Annotated in this window: 13 protein-coding genes; 5 read left to right on the top strand and 8 right to left on the bottom strand. The window is 61.6% G+C overall.

What is annotated here, in order from left to right; all coding sequences use genetic code 11:
• Positions 1 to 85: 85 nt before the first annotated feature.
• From JN524_RS16400 to amaB, 3 genes are all read right to left on the bottom strand, one after another.
• Positions 86 to 1,219 carry an ABC transporter substrate-binding protein gene (locus JN524_RS16400; protein WP_041065631.1) on the bottom strand — a complete coding sequence of 378 codons (1,134 nt, stop codon included), beginning with the start codon at positions 1,217 to 1,219 and terminating at the stop codon, positions 86 to 88.
• 368 nt (positions 1,220 to 1,587) lie between these two features.
• On the bottom strand, positions 1,588 to 2,871 hold the full coding sequence (gene amaA / locus JN524_RS16395) for an L-pipecolate oxidase (RefSeq protein WP_202370001.1): 1,284 nt from the start codon (positions 2,869 to 2,871) through the stop codon (positions 1,588 to 1,590).
• Positions 2,872 to 3,014: 143 nt separating this feature from the next.
• Complete coding sequence (gene amaB / locus JN524_RS16390; protein ID WP_202370000.1) at positions 3,015 to 4,505, bottom strand: L-piperidine-6-carboxylate dehydrogenase; 1,491 nt, start codon at positions 4,503 to 4,505, stop codon at positions 3,015 to 3,017.
• Between the two features lie 165 nt (positions 4,506 to 4,670).
• Between amaB and JN524_RS16385 the strand changes: the two genes are divergently transcribed.
• From JN524_RS16385 to nadE, 3 genes are all read left to right on the top strand, one after another.
• Positions 4,671 to 5,576, top strand: coding sequence for a LysR family transcriptional regulator (locus JN524_RS16385; RefSeq protein ID WP_202369999.1), 906 nt, complete (start codon positions 4,671 to 4,673; stop codon positions 5,574 to 5,576).
• 215 nt (positions 5,577 to 5,791) lie between these two features.
• Positions 5,792 to 7,015 (top strand): nicotinate phosphoribosyltransferase, encoded by a 1,224-nt coding sequence (gene pncB / locus JN524_RS16380; RefSeq protein ID WP_003221154.1) that lies wholly within the window; start codon positions 5,792 to 5,794, stop codon positions 7,013 to 7,015.
• Between the two features lie 4 nt (positions 7,016 to 7,019).
• Positions 7,020 to 7,847: an ammonia-dependent NAD(+) synthetase gene (gene nadE, locus JN524_RS16375; protein ID WP_202369998.1), complete on the top strand. Its 828-nt coding sequence runs from the start codon at positions 7,020 to 7,022 to the stop codon at positions 7,845 to 7,847.
• Positions 7,848 to 8,008: 161 nt separating this feature from the next.
• Here the strand turns inward: nadE and azu are convergent, their stop codons facing one another.
• Positions 8,009 to 8,455, bottom strand: a complete 447-nt coding sequence (gene azu / locus JN524_RS16370) for an azurin (protein ID WP_202369997.1) — start codon at positions 8,453 to 8,455, stop codon at positions 8,009 to 8,011.
• Positions 8,456 to 8,795: 340 nt separating this feature from the next.
• Between azu and JN524_RS16365 the strand changes: the two genes are divergently transcribed.
• The gene (locus JN524_RS16365) at positions 8,796 to 9,383 is read left to right on the top strand and encodes a TIGR00730 family Rossman fold protein (protein WP_202369996.1); all 588 of its coding nucleotides are present in this window, start codon (positions 8,796 to 8,798) and stop codon (positions 9,381 to 9,383) included.
• 68 nt (positions 9,384 to 9,451) lie between these two features.
• On the top strand, positions 9,452 to 9,640 hold the full coding sequence (locus JN524_RS16360) for a hypothetical protein (RefSeq protein ID WP_097089877.1): 189 nt from the start codon (positions 9,452 to 9,454) through the stop codon (positions 9,638 to 9,640).
• 169 nt (positions 9,641 to 9,809) lie between these two features.
• Here the strand turns inward: JN524_RS16360 and JN524_RS16355 are convergent, their stop codons facing one another.
• The 4 genes from JN524_RS16355 to JN524_RS16340 form a co-directional block, all read right to left on the bottom strand.
• A complete protein-coding gene (locus JN524_RS16355; RefSeq protein ID WP_202369995.1) occupies positions 9,810 to 10,700 on the bottom strand; it encodes a transglutaminase family protein in 891 nt (296 codons plus the stop codon).
• Positions 10,700 to 13,186: a circularly permuted type 2 ATP-grasp protein gene (locus tag JN524_RS16350; RefSeq protein ID WP_202369994.1), complete on the bottom strand. Its 2,487-nt coding sequence runs from the start codon at positions 13,184 to 13,186 to the stop codon at positions 10,700 to 10,702. The genes JN524_RS16355 and JN524_RS16350 overlap by 1 nt, the downstream gene beginning before the upstream one ends.
• Positions 13,187 to 13,274: 88 nt before the next feature.
• Complete coding sequence (locus tag JN524_RS16345; RefSeq protein ID WP_202369993.1) at positions 13,275 to 16,550, bottom strand: transglutaminase family protein; 3,276 nt, start codon at positions 16,548 to 16,550, stop codon at positions 13,275 to 13,277.
• A gap of 296 nt (positions 16,551 to 16,846) precedes the next feature.
• On the bottom strand, positions 16,847 to 19,150 hold the full coding sequence (locus JN524_RS16340) for a YgiQ family radical SAM protein (protein ID WP_007967456.1): 2,304 nt from the start codon (positions 19,148 to 19,150) through the stop codon (positions 16,847 to 16,849).
• Positions 19,151 to 19,154 lie beyond the last annotated feature (4 nt).

Here is a 19,154-nt window from a genome sequence, read left to right as displayed (position 1 = left end):
AACAGAGTTGTCGACTGTCAGGCCGTCATCGCGGGCAAGCCCGCTCCCACAGGGGTTCATGGCGTTCGGATGATCGCGTCAGCCCTTACTTCTGTTTTTCCAGCTGATGGTATTTGCCGCTCGCGTCCCACTGGTAAACCACGTAGTCGGACACTTTCAGGTCGCCCTTCTTGTCCCAGGCTTTTTCGCCCATGACGGTTTTCACCGGGTTGGCCTTGAGCCACTCGGCGGCTTTTTCGCCACTGTTGGACTTGGCGCCGTTGAAGGCGGCCGCCAGGGTCTGAACCGACGCGTAGGCGTACAGGGTGTAGCCTTCAGGCTCGGTGCCGGCCTTGCGGAACGCGTCCACTACCGTCTTGCTGTCTGGCAGCAGGCGAGGGTCGGCGCCGAAGGTCATCAGCACGCCGTCAACGTATTGCGGACCACCGGCGGTGGTCACCAGTTCGTCGGTGACGATGCCGTCGTCAGACATGAACTTGACGTCTTTCAGGCCTTCGGTACGCAGTTGCTTGACCAGCGGGCCGGCTTCCGGGTGCAGGCCGCCGAAGTAGACCACGTCGGCACCGGCTGCACGAATCTTGGTGACCACGGCGCTGAAGTCTTTCTCGCCGCGGGTCAGGCCTTCATACAGCACCGGCTTCACGCCACGTTTTTCCAGTTGAGCCTTGGTCGCATCGGCCAGGCCCTGACCGTAGGTGTCCTTGTCGTGCAGCACGGCGACTTTCTTGCCCTTGAGCACGTCGACGATGTAATCGCCCGCGACGATGCCTTGCTGGTCATCACGCCCGCACATACGGAACATGGCGCTCAGGCCGCGCTCGGTCACCTGCGGGTTGGTGGAACCCGGAGTGATCGCGATAACGCCGGCTTCGTCGTAGATTTCCGAGGCTGGAATGGTGGAAGAGGAGCAGAAGTGCCCGACCACGCCGGCGACTTTCTGGTTGACCAGGTCCTTGGCGACTGTCACTGCCTGCTTCGGTTCGCAGGCGTCATCGCCCTTGACCAGTACGATTTTCTCGCCGTTGACGCCGCCCGCCGCGTTGACCGCGTCCGCCGCTGCCTGTGCACCCTTCATGTACTGCTCGCCAAATGCCGCGTTGGCGCCAGTCATTGGACCCGCTACACCGATTTTCACATCAGCTTGAGCAAACGCAGAAACACCCAGCGCAGTAGCTACTGCGAGGGCCAGAAAGCCTTTCTTGTAAAACGTCTGGGACATGAGGTGGTGCTCCAAGGTTTTTTTTAGTTGGCACTGCGACTTCACTTCACTGAATGCTCTGAGCAAGCGCCGTGCCATCGGTTTTTTATTCTTCAAAAAGTCGCTGCTTTCTTGTTATTTCGACTGTTTCGTTCCCATTTTCATTGGGCGTGCAACCGTCTAAACCGCGGAAGGTGAAACCTTTTTAAATCTTAGGCGCAACCCGCTTGCGCCATCATTGCAACCGCGGCACCAAACGACGTGCAACCAGCCTGTAACAGCTCGCGTCACCGAACTGCACACTGCTGGTGCGGGACTGCTACAACCCGCACCATTAGAGGCTAGTCGCTACGCCGAAAAGCGCCGCTTCCGGCAACATATTTCAACACTCAAATGACGATGCGCAGGCACTGGCCCGCGTGATACAGCGAGAAGCCGGCCTCGTACAGGCAGCTGCGCAGGCCGACACCGGCCAGGGGCTGCATCGGTGCGAAGGGGATCGGCAGGGCTTGAGGATTTCCGTCACACAGGTAGTCGGCGAAGGCTTTGCCGACCACGGTACCGGTGGTCACGCCACGACCGTTGTAACCGGTGACGGCCACCAGCCCGGGTGCCGGCTCGAACAGCCGCATCAAGTGATCGGGGGTGAAGGCGATGCGCCCGGTCCAGGTGCATTCCCATTCCACCGGTTTCAGATGGGGGAAGTAATGCTGCTGCACCCGGTCGGCCCAGGCCTTGAGGAACCACGTCGGTTTCTGATTGCCGTTGCCCAGACTGCCGAGCAACAAGCGGCCGTCCTTGTCGCGACGGATGCTGCTCAGCACTTGGCGCGTGTCCCACGATCCCTGTCCGCCGGGGAGGATGTCATGGGCGGCGTCTTCGGTCAGCGGCACCGACGCGACCTGATAGTAGTAACCGGGGAAGAAGTTGCGCTTGAGTTCGGTCCAGTCGCCTTCGGTGTAGGCGTTGGAGGCGATCACCACTTGCTCGGCGAGCACCGAACCGTGCTCGGTCTGCACTGACCATTGCTGGTCCACGCGCTCGAGACGGGTGACTGGCGAGTGGTCGAACATCTGCCCGCCCAAGCCCTTCACCGCATTAGCCAGTCCGGTGACATAGGCCATCGGATTGAGCGTGCCGGCACGCCGGTCGAGCAACGCCGCAGCAATCTTCTGCGTACCGGTGGCTTGCTCGCAGGCCTTGCCGATGAGCAGCTCGACCGGTGCCCCGCGACGCTTCCATTGTTGCTCGCGACTGCGCAGATCCGCCTCACCCTTGGCGTTGTGCGCCATGTGCAGGGTGCCTTCGCGGCGCAACTGACAATCGATGTTGTATTTATCCACAAGGCTGAACACCAGCGCCGGCGCCGCCCCGAGCATGCGGTTGAGTTGACTGCCGACCGCTTCGCCGAATCCGGCCTCGATCTCGTCCGGCGGGATCCACATGCCGGCGTTGACCAGCCCGACGTTGCGTCCGGAACCGCCATGCCCGGCACGATGCGCTTCGAGCACGCAGACGCTTTTGCCTTTTTCCAACAGATGCAGCGCCGCCGACAACCCGGTAAACCCGGCGCCGATCACGCAGACATCGACTTTGACCTCACCCTTGAGCGCGGTGTTATCCGGGCGCTGCGGCGTGAGTTTTTCCCACAGACATTCTTCGCGTAACGGCATTGCCAGACTCCAACAGAAACCTAACCAATTGCGTTGTGGGCACTAAAAAGATCGCAGCCTTCGGCAGCTCCTACAAAACCGCAGCCAACCGCAGACCTGTAGGAGCTGCTGAAGGCTGCGATCTTTTCAGTTTTTGCTCAATTTCAGTCGAAGGTGATGCCCTGCGCCAGCGGCAACTCCAGCGAGTAGTTCACGGTATTGGTCTGGCGGCGCATGTACGCACGCCAGGCGTCGGAGCCCGATTCACGACCGCCACCGGTCTCCTTCTCGCCACCAAACGCGCCGCCGATTTCCGCGCCGCTCGGGCCGATGTTGACGTTGGCGATGCCGCAGTCGCTGCCAACCGCCGACATGAACTGCTCGGCCTCACGCACGTCGGTGGTGAAGATGCACGACGACAGGCCCTGCGGCACCGCATTGTTCAAGCGCAGTGCTTCCTGGAAGTCGCTATAGCCGACCACGTAGAGGATCGGCGCAAAGGTTTCGCTGCAGACCACATCACTCTGCTCCGGCATTTCGACGATGGCCGGCGACACGTAGTAAGCGTTGGGGAATTGCTCTTCGAGCTGACGCTTGCCGCCGAACACCCTGCCGCCCTCGCTCAGCGCCTGCTCCAGCGCGTCCTGCATGTTTTCGAAGCTGTGTTTGTCGATCAGCGGGCCGACCAGATTGCCTTCCAGCGGATGACCGATGCGCACTTTGGCGTACGCGGCTTTGAGGCGGGTGACGATTTCTTCCTTCACCGATTCATGGGCAATCAGCCGACGCAGGGTGGTGCAACGCTGCCCGGCAGTACCGACCGCACTGAACAGGATGGCGCGCACGGCCATGTCCAGATCGGCGCTCGGGCCGAGGATCATCGCGTTGTTGCCGCCCAGTTCGAGAATGCTGCGAGCAAAACGTGCGGCGACTTTCGGTGCCACTTCGCGGCCCATGCGGGTACTGCCGGTGGCGCTGATCAGCGCGACACGCGGGTCATCCACCAGCGCTTCGCCAGCATCGCGACCACCGATGATCACCTGGCACAGGTGCGCCGGCGCATCGGTGAATTTCTTCACCACACGATCGAACAGCGCCTGACAGGCCAGTGCGGTCAGCGGGGTTTTCTCCGACGGTTTCCACACCACCGGGTTACCGCAGACCAGCGCCAACGTGGTGTTCCACGCCCACACCGCGACCGGGAAGTTGAACGCGCTGATCACGCCGACCACGCCCAGCGGATGCCAGGTTTCACGCATGTGGTGGCCCGGGCGCTCGGAGGCGATGGTCAAACCGTACAGTTGACGCGACAGGCCGACGGCGAAGTCGCAGATGTCGATCATCTCCTGCACTTCACCGAGGCCTTCCTGAGTGATCTTGCCCGCTTCCCACGACACCAGTTCGCCGAGGTCAGCCTTGTATTCGCGCAGCACTTCGCCGAACTGACGCACCAGCTCGCCGCGACGCGGGGCCGGTACCTTGCGCCACTGCTCGAACGCATGATCTGCGCGACTGATGTGCTGCTCGACTTCGGCCGGGCCTTCCCAGTTCACGGCGGCGATGCGGCTGCCGTCGATGGGCGAATGCACCGGCACTTTGCCGTTCTGATACAGGGCCGGGTTCACACCAAGACGATCAAGCAATGCGGCAACCATGGGTCACTCCTCAAGCGAAAAACAGAATGTGTGCGGACGCATTTTCGCGACCGGGCAGGCCTTTAGTTGTAGCTTCCCAAAGGCGAGGCAACAAACGACCTTTACGCGAGATATCATTCCGTTTATTCATGCTGCGCACAGAAAGACAAGAAAAAGGGATCACCCATGCTGAACAAACGCCACTTGCCGTCGATCACCGCGTTGCAGTGCTTCGAAGCCGTGACCCGGCACCTGAGCTTCACCCGGGCCGCCGAAGAGCTGAACCTGACCCAGAGCGCTGTCAGCAAGCAAGTGGCGCAGCTTGAGGAATTGTTGCAGCACTTGTTGTTCCGTCGGGTGCGTCGGCGTTTGCAGATGACCCCGGCCGGGGATTTGTACCTGGTGGAAGTCCGAAAAATCCTCACTCAGGTGGAAATGTCCACGCATTACCTGCGTTCCTACGGCGGCGAGACCGAAGTCCTGCGCGTCTCTACACCCTCGACCTTCGGCGCCCGCTGGCTGGTACCGCGTCTGAAGGGCTGGCGCCTGCGCCATCCGTCGATCCATCTCGACCTGTGCAACGAGCAGGAGGCCGACGATTTGCTACAGGGGCGCAGCGATCTGGCGTTCTATTTCGGCCAGGGCTCACGCCCCGGCACCGAATGCCTGAAGCTGTTCGGCGAAGAGCTGGTACCGGTCTGTGCCCCCGGCAGCCTGCCGGACACGCCCTTCACCGATCCGACGCAACTGACCGATCTGGTGCTGCTGCAAAACGCCTCGCGCCCACAGGCGTGGCATGACTGGTTCGACAGTCAGGGTTACCACACCGAACACAGCTACCACGGCCCGCGTTTCGAAACCTTTTATATGTGCATCCGCGCCGCCCAGGTCGGCTGCGGTGTGGCGCTGCTGCCACGGTTTCTGGTGGAAGAGGAATTGGCCGACGGCAAACTGGTCATTCCCTGGCAGCATGCAATGCCGAGTTCCGACGCCTATTACCTGGCCTACCCGGAACATGCGGCGGAAGTGCCGAAGGTGCGGGACTTTGTGAAGTGGATGCTGGAGCAGATTGATAGCCCGGACGACTACTGATTCTCCTGTAGGAGCTGCCGAAGGCTCGGGCCGCGATCGGACGATCTTTTGATCTTGTTTTTTCAGAATCAAAAGATCGCAGCCTTCGGCAGCTCCTACATCAAGCAAAATCCGGCAGGGGCCAAAAATTGCTGGCAATCTTCGTCCCTGATATGCGCCACTAGCGTCATTGATTGATCCCGCGCAACCGCGCGGTGCACCTGGAGACCCCGTTTATGAGCGAGAGTGTGTTTGCCGATCGCATCGTGCAGAACCTGCTCGACACCGACTTCTACAAACTGACGATGATGCAGGCGGTGCTGCACAACTACCCCAACGTCGAAGTCGAATGGGAGTTTCGTTGCCGTAACAGCGAGGATCTGCGGCCGTATCTGGCCGAGATTCGCTACCAGATCGAGCGCCTGGCCGAGCTGAGCCTGAGTGCCGACCAGTTGAGCTTTCTCGAGCGCATCACCTTCCTGAAACCGGATTTCCTGCGCTTTCTCGGACTGTTCCGCTTCAACCTGCGCTACCTGCACACCGGGATCGAGAACGGCGAACTGTTCATCCGCCTGCGCGGCCCGTGGCTGCATGTGATCCTCTACGAAGTACCGTTGCTGGCGATCGTCAGCGAAGTGCGCAACCGCTATCGCTACCGGGAAATCGAACTGGTGCAGGCGCGGGAACAGCTGTATCGCAAGTTCGACTGGCTCAGCGCCAATGCCTCGGCCGACGAACTGGCGCAATTGCAGGTCGCTGATTTCGGCACCCGCCGGCGCTTCTCGTACCGCGTGCAGGAAGAAGTGGTCAACGTGCTCAAGCACGATTTCCCCGGGCGCTTCGTCGGCACCAGCAACGTGCACCTGTCACGGGAACTGGATATGAAGCCGCTGGGCACCATGGCCCATGAATGGATCATGGCCCACCAGCAACTCGGCCCACGGCTGATCGACAGCCAGATCGCCGCCCTCGATTGCTGGGTCCGCGAGTACCGTGGTCTGCTGGGGATTGCGCTCACCGATTGCATCACCACCGACGCCTTCCTCGGCGACTTCGACCTGTTTTTCGCCAAGCTCTTCGATGGTCTGCGCCACGATTCAGGGGATCCGGTGCAGTGGGGCGAAAAATGCATCGCCCACTACCACAAACTCGGCATCGACCCGATGAGCAAGACCCTGGTGTTCTCCGACAGCCTGACCCTGCCCAAGTCGCTGGAGATCTTCCGCGCGCTGCACGGGCGGATCAACGTCAGCTTTGGCATCGGCACCAACCTGACCTGTGACATTCCGGGTGTCGAACCGATGAGCATCGTGCTTAAAATGACCGCCTGCAACGGCCAGCCGGTGGCGAAGATCTCCGACGAGCCCGGCAAGACCCACTGCAAAGACCCGAATTTCGTCGCCTATTTGCGACATGTGTTCCAGGTTCCTGCCGATTCCAGTCTATCTAGCAAGGAGTGAATTCATGCAAGCCGTACAGCGTGAGATTGCTGAACAGCTCAAGGTGCAACCGCCATTCGCCGGGCATCAGGCCCTCGAAGCGGAAGTCGCCCGGCGCATCACCTTTATCCAGGATTGCCTGGTCAATTCCGGCCTCAAGACCCTGGTGCTGGGCATCAGTGGCGGCGTCGACTCGCTGACCGCCGGCCTGCTGGCCCAGCGCGCCATGCGTGAACTGCGCGAGCGCACCGGCGACGACGCCTACAAGTTCATCGCCGTGCGCCTGCCGTACGAAACCCAGTTCGATGAGCACGATGCGCAAGCGTCGGTGGATTTCATCGCCCCGGACGAACGCCACACCGTGAACATCGGTCCGGCGGTCAAATCACTGGCCAAGGAAGTCGCGGCGTTCGAAGGCAAACATGCGGTGTCGGTGGATTTTGTGCTCGGCAACACCAAGGCGCGGATGCGCATGGTCGCCCAGTACACCATCGCCGGCGCGGCGCACGGTCTGGTGATCGGCACCGACCACGCGGCAGAAGCGGTGATGGGCTTCTTCACCAAGTTCGGTGACGGTGCCTGCGACCTGGCCCCGCTCAGCGGTCTGGTGAAAAAACAAGTCCGGGCGATCGCCCGCAGCTTCGGCGCACCGGAATCGCTGGTGGAAAAAGTGCCGACTGCGGATCTGGAAGACCTGTCGCCGGGCAAACCGGACGAAGCGTCCCACGGCGTAACCTACGCCGAGATCGACGCCTTCCTGCACGGCGAGCCGGTGCGTCAGGAAGCGTTCGACATCATCGTCGCGACTTACAACAAGACCCACCACAAGCGCGTGATGCCATTCGCCCCGTAAGTTGAAAGCCCCTGTAGGAGCTGTCGAGTGAAACGAGGCTGCGATCTTTTGATCCTCAAAAACAACATCAAAAGATCGTCCGATCGCGGCCCGAGCCTTCGGCAGCTCCTACAGAAACGAAAAAAGCGTCCCAAGGGACGCTTTTTTTGCGCCTGAATCAATTACTTCACTGCAATGGTGCCTTTCATCATCGAGATGTGGCCCGGGAACGAGCAGAAGAAGCCGTAGTCAGTGCCAGCGGTCAGCTTCGATACGTCGATGGTCAGCGTATCTTTCTCGCCGGCGCCGATGATCTTGGTGTGGGCGATAACGCGATCGTCGCCGTCTTTCAGGTAGTTCTTGTCGATGCCAGCGGCCAGGCCGTCGGTAGCGATCGGCTGCATGTCAGCGGTTTTGCTGACCACCAGGTTATGGCCCATGACGTTCTTCGGCAGGCTGCCGGAGTGGGTCAGTTCAACGGTGAAGGTCTTGCAGCTCTTGTCGATCACGATTTCCTTGGTGTTGAAGGACATCTGGTCGGTGGAATCAACGGTGGTTTTGCACTCGGCAGCCATCAATTGGCTGCTGGCCAGCGCCAGCAGGGATACCGCAACAACTTTGGAAAACATGGTGAATCTCCAAGGCAGGGTTAACAAAAACACTAATGGTGGAAAGACTGCCTGAAATCTTCGCAAGTTCCTATGACTTGAGTCAAAAATTGTATACAACTTTCAGGCTATGACACTCATCGAAACAATCTACCGGCCAGAATCCAAGGCCGGGCCTATGATCGGCGCATCTACTGAAACGGAGTGCCTGTCATGTTCTTTAACGGTCTGTTGTGCAGTTTGCTCGCCGCCTACGCCTGTGGCGCCAGCGGTACCTTTGAATCGCCAGAACGCGAAGCTTAGCCCTTGGATCAAGACGTGCCAGCCATTACCCTGTGACGGATTGACCCAGGAGGAAGGCATGTCTCTCAAATCCGTTTGTGTATTTTGCGGTGCCAACGCCGGCACTGATCCGGCTTACACCGAAGCCGCCCAAGCCCTTGGCCAGGCACTCGCCGAGCGCCAGCTGACGCTGGTTTACGGTGGGGGTGCCGTGGGCCTGATGGGCCTGGTGGCGGACGCCGCGCTGGCCGCTGGCGGCGAAGTGATCGGGATCATTCCGCAAAGCCTGATGGACAAGGAGATCGGTCACAAAAGCCTGACCCGTCTCGAAGTCGTCGATGGCATGCACGCGCGCAAGGCGCGCATGGCCGAGCTGAGCGATGCGTTCATCGCGTTGCCCGGCGGTCTCGGCACGCTGGAAGAGCTGTTCGAAGTCTGGACCTGGGGCCAGCTCGGCTACCACGGGAAACCGCTGGGGCTGCTTGAGGTGAACGGTTTTTACAGCAAACTCACCGCTTTTCTTGACCATATCGTCGGCGAAGGCTTCGTTCGCGCCCCACACCGTGACATGCTGCAGGTGAGCGAATCAGCACAAACGCTGCTCGACGCCCTGGATAACTGGAAGCCGACCGTCACGCCAAAGTGGGTCGACCAAAAACCCGGTTAACCGCCGGGCACCGATACAGGGCAGAATACGCGCCGCTCAACCTCACCTTCGACCCCAGAGGATCGCCCATGGCCAAACCCAATTACTCCTTCGCCAAACGTCAACGAGACCTGGAAAAGGAAAAGAAGAAAGAGGAAAAGCTTCAGCGCAAGAAACAGCAGGCTGAAGAAGCGGCACTGAACCCTGACGGTGAAGTGGCGACTGACAACGATGATGAAGTTGTTGATGCACCGAAAGACCAGGCACCTGACGCCTGAGCTGATTGCTGATTCGCTCCCTGCGGGAGCGATCTGTGGTGAGGGGATTTAGCGAAACGTCGCACCGCCCCGATGGGTCGCGAAGCGGCCCCAAATTGTTTTGCGACTGCTTCGCAGCCGATCGGGGATAAATCCCCTCGCCACAAAAGCTCCCCACACTCGATTGTCTTCACTCCAATGGCATCACCGTGACCCGCACTTCCGGATCATGCGAACCGCCCCCCAGAATCACCCCCCGCAACGGCGACACATCGGAAAAATCCCGGCCCCACGCCAGGGTGATGTGCTCCAGCGCCGGCTGCACATTGTTGGTTGGATCGAAATCCACCCAGCCCAATACCGGACAGAACACCGAGACCCAGGCATGCGACGCGTCGGCGCCGATCAGCCGTGGCTGCCCCGGTGGCGGCTGGGTCAGCAGATAACCACTGATGTAGCGCGCTGCCAGCCCTCGCGAGCGCACGCAAGCGAGCATCAGATGCGCGAAGTCCTGACACACGCCACGCCGGCGCTCCAGCACCTCGACCAGCGGCGTCGCCACTTGCGTGGCCTCGGCATCGAAGGTGAATTCGCTGAAAATCTTCTGCATCAAGGCCTGCACGCCCAGCAACAACGGCATGCCTGGAGGAAAACAGCTTTCGGAAAACTCGACGAAGCTGCGTTTCAAATGCACGTAGGGTGATTGAAACCGATAGCGACAAGCCTCCAGCATTTCGGCGGACAACGGCTGACTGCTGTAGGTCAGCGCATCACGCGTCTGCTCCCACGCCGGGGACAGATTGAAATCCGCCAGTGGCCGCGCCAGCACCTCAACCGTGAGCCGGGCGTTGACCTGCAACTCATCATGCGGACGCTCGAAGGCCAGTCGGGTCAGCGGATTGCCGAACACATCCAGCTCATCCCGCCGCGTCGTCGGCTGCGGGCTGATCAGCAATTGCTGCTCGGTGCAGCGCTGCCATGTGCACTCACGCGGCCACAGGTGCGCCAATTGCTGTGCCAGCGAAACCGGGCTGTCGTAGTGGTAACAGGTGTCGTGGAAGATCTGGTAGTGCGCGCTCATCAGACGGACACCGTGCGCTGGCTGACATCATCGACATGGGCAAAGTGGCGCAGCGCCAGACGATCGGACACCTGACCGCTGGCCTCGGCAATCTCTTGCAGCAGATCCGCCAGACCACCGAGCGCGGCACGCACGCTGTTTTCCCCGAACAGCGGGTTCTCCAGACAGCCCAGATCGAACCGCGCCAGACGCTCGACCAACTGCGGCAATCCGGCCTCGCGAGGCACGCCGAAATCGTCATTCAATCGCTTGAGCGTGCGGGTCACCAGTTTCAACTGAAACAACACCGCGTGCGGGTTCTGCTCATCCAGCAGCAACAGGTCGAGCACCGGAATCAACTGCGCCACCGCCAGATACCGCGAACGGTAGGTGATGCTGCTGTTGCCCAGTTCCAGCAGCCATTCCAGCCCCGCCTGATCGAACGCCCCGGCGCCGCGCAGAAACGCCGCCAGACTGCTGCTGAGAAACTGCAACCGCTCGATGCGCCGGCCGATCATCAGAAAGCGCCAGCCTTCGTCGCGAGTCATGTCGTCGAGCGCGAAACCCGAGAGCGCCGCCAGCGACATCACCAGCCGATTGAGGAAATCCAGCAACTCACCGAAATCCGGCTCTTCGGTATCCAGCTCCATTGCCTCGCGCTGCAACTCGACCAACGCCTGCCAGTTTTCCCGTGAAAGCTTGCCGCGCACCTGCGAGGCCGCCCACTGCAAGCGCTGCAGGTTGGAGCGCAGGCTGAACGACCAGTCCTCGCCGAGCAGCGCCGCCAGCAGCCGCTCCGGCAGCTCACCCTCCTCAGGCAGCAACATCAGGCGCTCGCCCAGCTCCACGGCCGCCTGCAAGGCTTGCGGATCATCGCCATCGACATACCGCGCGAGCATGATCCGCAGCAGTCGCGCACTGTCGTCGCAACGCTCGCAGTAACGGCCGAACCAGAACAGGTTCTCCACCACCCGCGAGGGCAGGTACGGGTCGCGGCGCACCAGATCGTGTACGCCGACGTTGCGCTGGGTTTTCCATTGTTCGCCACTCGGCGCACGATCGCCCAACACCCAGGTGTCCTTGCTCGCCCCGCCGCGCTGCATCGACACCACCTCGGCATCGGCCTCGGCGGCGACCCGGGTCAGCCCACCGGGCAATACGCGATAACCGTCACCACTGGCCACCGCGTATACGCGCATGCCGATCGCTCGCGGTTGCAGTTGGCCGTCTTCAGCCTGCCAGATTGGCGCCTGGGACAGCTGCGCCAACTCTTGCGCGACGTAGGCGTATGGCCGCGCCTGCATCCGCTCGGCGAGTGCCTGGCGCTGTTGTTCGCTTAGATCGCGGCCGAATACCGGGGCGAAGCTTTGTGAGGGGAACGCCGGTTTTATCAGCAGCTCCGGAAGTTTTTCCAGCGCTTGCGCAAGCACCGGCGCCTCGCCGCACCACCATGTAGCGATGGACGGCAACAGCAGTTCTTCGCCGAACAGGTACTGATTGATCTTCGGCAGAAATCCGAGCAATCCCGGTGACTCCAGCACGCCGCTGCCCAAAGCATTGGCCACCAGCACCCGACCCTGACGCACCGCATCCAGCAAGCCGGGCACACCGAGTGCCGAGTCGGTGCGCAGCTCCAGCGGATCGCAGAAGTCATCGTCGAGCCGGCGCATGATCGCGTGCACCCGGCGCAGACCGCTGAGGGTTTTCAGGTACACCGTGGCATCGCGCACGGTGAGGTCGCCGCCCTCCACCAGCGGATAACCGAGCTGACGCGCCAGATAAAGGTGTTCGAAGTAACTTTCGTTGAAGCGTCCGGGCGTCAGCAACACCACCAGCGGCGCGTCATCGGCACACGGCGCCTGACGCGCGAGGGTTTCCTGCAGGGTGCGGAAGAAGCCGGCCAGGTGCTGCACTTTCAGATCGCGGTACAACTCGGGAAACGCCCGCGAAACGATGGTGCGATTTTCCAGCGCATACCCCGCGCCCGACGGCGCCTGAGTACGATCCGCCGTGACCCACCAGCGCCCGTCCGGCGTGCGCGCCAGATCCACGGCGTACAGATGCAGAAAGGCATCTTCCGGTGGCGCGATACCCTGACAGGGCCAGAGAAAATTGTTGTGGCCGAACACCAGCTCCGCCGGCAACAGCCCTTCGCTGATCAGCCGCTGTGGCCCATACAGATCGGCCAGTACCGCATTGAGCAAGCGTGCACGCTGGGCAATCCCCGCCGACAGTTGCTGCCACTCATCAGCAGCGATCACGTGCGGCAGCAGATCCAGCTCCCACGGGCGGTCAGCGCCCTTGGGATCGGCATAGACGTTGTAGGTCACGCCGTTTTCCTGAATTTGCCGGGCCAGCAACGCCTGCCGCTGCACCAGTTGCGCCGGGGTACTGCGCTGCAATTGATCGAACAGCCGCCGCCAGTGCGGGCGCACTTCCCCGCTGTCATTCAGCAGTTCGTGATAAGTGCCCGCGGTCAGCGGGTAGCGGTCTAGCAGGTCAGGCATGGAAAGCTCGGCAGACAGCAGGGAACGGTCAGACTAACGCAGGCACATGACGTGCGGATATACGAAAAATCCGCATGTCGTGCAGGACTTAGAAACGTCGCAAATCGAGCGTCATCGGCAACTCGTCGGAGATTGTCAGGTTCGGTATCGGAAGTTTCCCCGGCGTGTGTCCGATGCGGAAAAACCGCGCCATGCGCCGGCTCTCAGCTTCGTTGGCATTGACCGGTAACGTCTCGTAATTGCGCCCGCCCGGGTGCGCCACGTGGTACTGGCAACCGCCCAGCGAACGCTGCATCCAGGTGTCGAGCAGGTCGAACACCAGCGGCGCGTGCACCGGGATGGTCGGTTGCAGGCAGTTGGCCGGTTGCCAGGCCCGAAAGCGCACACCGGCGACGAACTCACCGATGCGCCCGGTCGGTTGCAGCGGCAGCGGAATGCCGTTGCAGGTCAGCAGATAGCGCTGCGGCGGCAAGCCGCTGAGCTTGATCTGCAAACGCTCCAGCGACGAATCGACATAACGCACCGTGCCGCCCGCCGTACCCTCCTCGCCCAGCACATGCCAAGGTTCCAGCGCCTGGCGCAGCTCCATCTCGATGCCGCTGACCGCGTAATCGCCGACCTTGGGAAAACGGAACTCCAGATGCGCAGCGAACCACTCGGCGCGCAATGGATAACCGGCGTTGTTCAGTTCGACGATGACGTCGGCGAAATCCTGCTCGATAAAATGCGGCAGCATGAAGCGGTCGTGCAGCTCGGTGCCCCAGCGCGCCAGTTTCGGCGGCGCATACGGCTCGCGCCAGAATCGCGCAACCAGCGCCCGCAGCAGCAACTGCTGAGCCAGGCTCATCCGCGCATGCGGCGGCATTTCGAAGGCGCGCAGCTCCAGCAGGCCCAGACGCCCGGTAGCGCCATCCGGCGAATACAGTTTGTCGATGCAGAACTCGGCGCGGTGAGTGTTGCCGGTGACGTCGATCAGCAAATTGCGCAGCAGTCGATCCACCAGCCACGGCGCGCACGCTTCGCCCGGTTCAGGCATCTGCGCGAAGGCGATTTCCAGTTCGTACAAGGCGTCGTTGCGCGCTTCATCGACCCGCGGCGCCTGCGAGGTCGGGCCGATGAACAGACCGGAAAACAGGTAGGACAGTGACGGATGGTTGTGCCAGTAGCTGATCAGGCTACGCAGCAGGTCCGGGCGGCGCAGGAATGGTGAGTCTGCCGGGGTCGCGCCACCGAGGACGAAATGGTTGCCGCCGCCGGTGCCGGTGTGGCGCCCGTCGATCATGAATTTTTCGGTGGTCAGGCGGGTTTGTCGCGCCTGTTCATAGAGAAACTCGGTGCGTTCGACCAGTTCGTCCCAAGTCGCGTACGGCTGCACGTTGACCTCGATCACGCCCGGATCCGGGGTGATGCGGAAGTTACTCAGGCGTGGATCACTCGGCGGCTCGTAACCTTCCAGCAGCACCGGGCAATGCAGCTCTTCGGCGGTGGCTTCGATGGCCGCCACCAGTTCCAGATAGTCCTCGACCCGCTCCAGCGGCGGCATGAACAGATACAGACGCCCTTCGCGGGCCTCGGCGCAGAAGGCGGTGCGGGTCAGCCAGTCGGCGGACTCGTCGATTTTCGGCGCGCGTTCGGCGGCCGTGGCGGGTTCGGCATGACTGTTGAGCTGCGCGGTGTCCGGCAGCTCGGGAAAGTCCTGATTCGGATCGTTGGGATGAATGAACGGATACTCGGCGGCCTTCACCCACGGCTGCGAACCGAGCGGCAGGCGATAACCCAGCGGCGAATCCCCCGGCACCAGCCGGCAATGCTCGTCGCGCAGATACCAGCGCCCGCTCTGCCATTGATCACCCTTGGCGGTGCGGGCCAGCGGCAGCACCTGGCCGATCACTTTATCCAGGGCCTGCGCGAAAACCTTGCGCAGACGCGCACGCTCCAGCGGTTCTTCAAGACGCGAGTCTTCAGCGCTGACGTTGCTCGGCAATGCGCCCTCACGCCAGAGGTAATAAAAATTGTCTTCGTAGGCTGGAAACACGAAACGAGCAGGCAGTTTCAGGCGTTCGGCAACACTCGCGAGAAAGCGTCCCGCCAGTTCGCCATCGGCGCCGTAGTCCTGCAGCTCATCGGCGATCAGCGCGCTGTTGTGCCAGATCGGCACGCCATCGCGGCGCCAATAGCAGTTGAGCGACCAGCGCGGCAATTGCTCGCCCGGGTACCACTTGCCCTGACCGAAATGCACCAGACCTCTCGGCGCATAGTGCTGGCGCATGCGCTGGAACAGTTCGGCGGAGAGGCGGCGCTTGTCCGGGCCCAGCGCGGCGGTGTTCCACTCGGCGCCATCAGGGTCGTCGATGGAGACGAAGGTCGGCTCGCCGCCCATGGTCAGGCGCACATCGCCTTCCAGCAAGTCGGCATCGATCTGCCGGCCCAGCGCCTGAATCGCCAGCCACTGCTCATCGGTATAGGGTTTGGTGACCCGTGGCGCTTCCCAGATCCGCTCCACCGACATTTCGTGGCTGAACTGGCATTCGCACGGCTCGACCAGACCACTGATCGGCGCGGCTGAGGATGGATCGGGGCTGCAGGCCAGCGGGATATGCCCTTCGCCGGCGAACAATCCGGACGTAGCATCCAGACCGATCCAGCCGGCGCCCGGCAAGTACACCTCGCACCAGGCGTGCAGGTCGGTGAAGTCCACTTCGGTGCCGGACGGGCCGTCGAGGCTCTTCACGTCGGCGGTCAGTTGAATCAGATAACCGGAGACGAACCGCGCGGCCAGCCCGAGGTTGCGCAGCAGTTGCACCAGCAGCCACGCCGAGTCGCGGCAGGAGCCGGAGGCATGTTCGAGGGTGTGTTCCGGGGTTTGCACGCCTGGTTCCATGCGGATCAGGTAGCGGATGTCTTCGCTGAGGCGCTGATTGAGCATCACCAGGAAATCCACGGCGGGCAGCGGCGTACGGTCGATCCCGTCCAGATAGGCTTTGAATGCCGGGGTCAGCGGCAAGGTTTCGAGGTACGGCGCCAGCTCTTTGCGCTCATCGGCCGCGTAAGTGAAGGGGATTTTCTCGGCGTAGGGTTCGAGGAAGAAGTCGAACGGGTTGAACACCGCCATCTCGGCCAGCAGGTCGACCTCGATGCGCAACTCGTCGGTTTTCTCGGGGAACACCAGACGCGCGAGGTAGTTGCCCTGCGGGTCTTGCTGCCAGTTGATGAAATGCTGCTCGGGCGAGACCTTCAGCGCATACGAGAGAATCCGGGTGCGGCTGTGGGCGGCCGGACGCAGGCGTACGATCTGCGGGCCGAGTTCGACAGCGCGGTCGTAGCGGTAATGCGTGACGTGATGCAATGCGACATGAATCGACACGGCGTGCCTCCTGCGAGCCTAAGCGTATTCGAAAGCGCGCAAGACTTATGCCATGCAGAGGCTTGGGCGCTTTCCCGGAATGCTCAGGGCAGTACAGCACCAAAATCGGGCGATGCGGGGAAATGGATTGAGGAAGTTGCGCCTAAATGTGGCGAAGATCAAAAGATCGCAGCCTTCGGCGGCTCCTACAGGGAAACGCACGAACCTCTGTAGGAGCTGCCGAAGGCTGCGATCTTTTGATCTTGAAAAAAAAACGCCAACCCGAAGGTTGGCGTTCTGTTGAAACAAAAAGCGACTTAGCGCGGAACGACTGGCTTGCGAGCCGGTTTCGGCCCCTTGCCCTTGGCTGCTTCCTTGCGCTCCTTGGCCGCCTGCTGGTTGCGGGCGAACGCCGCAGCCTTGGCTTGTTCACGCTTGTCCCAAGGATTGCCACCGTCGCTGGCACGCGGCGGCAGGCCGTTGTGCTGGGTGAGAATCTTGGTGGTCTTCTCTTTCGCGACCTTGTGGCTGCCGGCCGGCGTCGAGTTCTTGCGACGGGCGCTCTGGTAGCTGTCGGTAGCCGGTTGATGCAGCGGAATCAACTGATCCTTGCCCGGACCGATCAGATCACCACGGCCCATGCGGATCAGCGCTTCACGCAGCATCGGCCAGCCTTTCGGGTCGTGATAGCGCAAGAACGCCTTGTGCAGGCGACGCTGCTCTTCGCTCTTGACGATGGTCACGCCGTCGCTCTTGTAGGTGACCTTGCGCAGCGGGTTCTTGCCCGAGTGGTACATCGCGGTGGCGGTGGCCATCGGCGACGGGTAGAACGCCTGCACCTGGTCGGCACGGAAACCGTTGCCCTTGAGCCACAGCGCCAGGTTCATCATGTCTTCGTCGGTAGTGCCCGGGTGCGCGGCGATGAAGTACGGGATCAGGTACTGCTCTTTGCCTGCTTCCTTGGTGTACTTCTCGAACATGCGCTTGAACTTGTCATAGCTGCCAATGCCCGGTTTCATCATCTGGTTGAGCGGACCTTCCTCGGTGTGTTCCGGGGCGATCTTCAGGTAACCGCCGACGTGGTGGGTCACCAGCTCTTTGACGTACTCCGGCGATTCAACCGCGAGGTCGTAACGCAGGCCGGAGGCGATCAGGATCTTCTTCACACCCGGCAGGGCACGGGCACTGCGGTACAGCTGAATCAGCGACGAGTGGTCGGTGTTCAGGTTCGGGCAGATGCCCGGGAATACGCAGGACGGCTTGCGGCACGCGGATTCGATTTCCGGGCTCTTGCAGGCGATGCGGTACATGTTTGCGGTCGGGCCGCCAAGGTCGGAGATGACACCGGTGAAGCCCGGAACCTTGTCGCGGATCTCTTCGATTTCGCGAATGATCGACTCTTCGGAACGGTTCTGGATGATCCGGCCTTCGTGCTCGGTGATCGAGCAGAAGGTGCAGCCGCCGAAGCAGCCACGCATGATGTTCACCGAGAAACGGATCATGTCGTAGGCCGGAATCTTCTCCTTGCCGTACGCCGGGTGCGGAACCCGTGCGTAAGGCATGCCAAACACGTAGTCCATTTCTTCAGTGGTCATCGGAATCGGCGGCGGGTTGAACCAGACGTCGATCTCGCCATGTTTCTGCACCAGCGCGCGGGCGTTGCCCGGGTTAGTTTCCAGGTGCAGCACGCGGTTGGCGTGGGCGTACAGAACCGGGTCGTTACGCACCTTTTCCATCGACGGCAGGCGGATCACGGTCTTGTCGCGAGTCATGCGCGGGCTGGCCAGGATCTGTACGACCTTGGCTTCCTCGGGATCATCCACCGGGCCCTTCTCTTGCTCGATGGCGCAAGCCTGGGTGTCCTGGGTGTTGACGTACGGGTTGATGATCTTGTCGACCTTGCCCGGACGGTCGATACGCGTGGAATCGACTTCGTACCAGCCCTGCGGCGTGTCACGACGGATGAACGCGGTGCCGCGCACGTCGGTGATGTCTTCGATCTTGTGCCCGTAGGACAAACGCTGGGCCACTTCGACGATGGCGCGCTCGGCGTTGCCGTACAGCAGAATGTCGGCGCTGGCGTCGATCAGGATCGAGTTGCGCACGCGATCCTGCCAGTAGTCGTAGTGGGCGATGCGGCGCAGGGAAGCTTCGATGCCGCCGAGGACGATCGGCACGTGTTTGTAGGCTTCCTTGCAGCGCTGGCTGTAGACCAGGCTCGCGCGATCCGGACGTTTACCGGCCATGCCACCGGGGGTATAGGCGTCGTCGGAACGGATTTTCTTGTCCGCGGTGTATCGGTTGATCATCGAGTCCATGTTGCCGGCCGCGACGCCGAAGAACAGGTTCGGCTCGCCGAGCTTCATGAAGTCGTCTTTGGACTGCCAGTTCGGCTGGGCGATGATCCCGACGCGGAAGCCCTGGGACTCCAGCAGCCGGCCGATGATCGCCATGCCGAACGACGGGTGATCGACGTAGGCATCACCGGTGACGATGATGATGTCGCAGGAATCCCAGCCGAGCTGATCCATCTCCTCCCTGCTCATTGGCAGGAATGGCGCTGGCCCGAAACATTCGGCCCAGTACTTTGGATAGTCAAATAACGGCTTGGCTGCTTGCATGTCG

This window comes from Pseudomonas sp. MWU318 (genome assembly GCF_016756945.1).
Classification (GTDB): Bacteria; Pseudomonadota; Gammaproteobacteria; order Pseudomonadales; family Pseudomonadaceae; genus Aquipseudomonas; species Aquipseudomonas putida_A.
The sequence above is the reverse complement of the archived record's forward strand: the minus strand, read 5'-3'. Positions and strand labels throughout refer to the sequence as shown.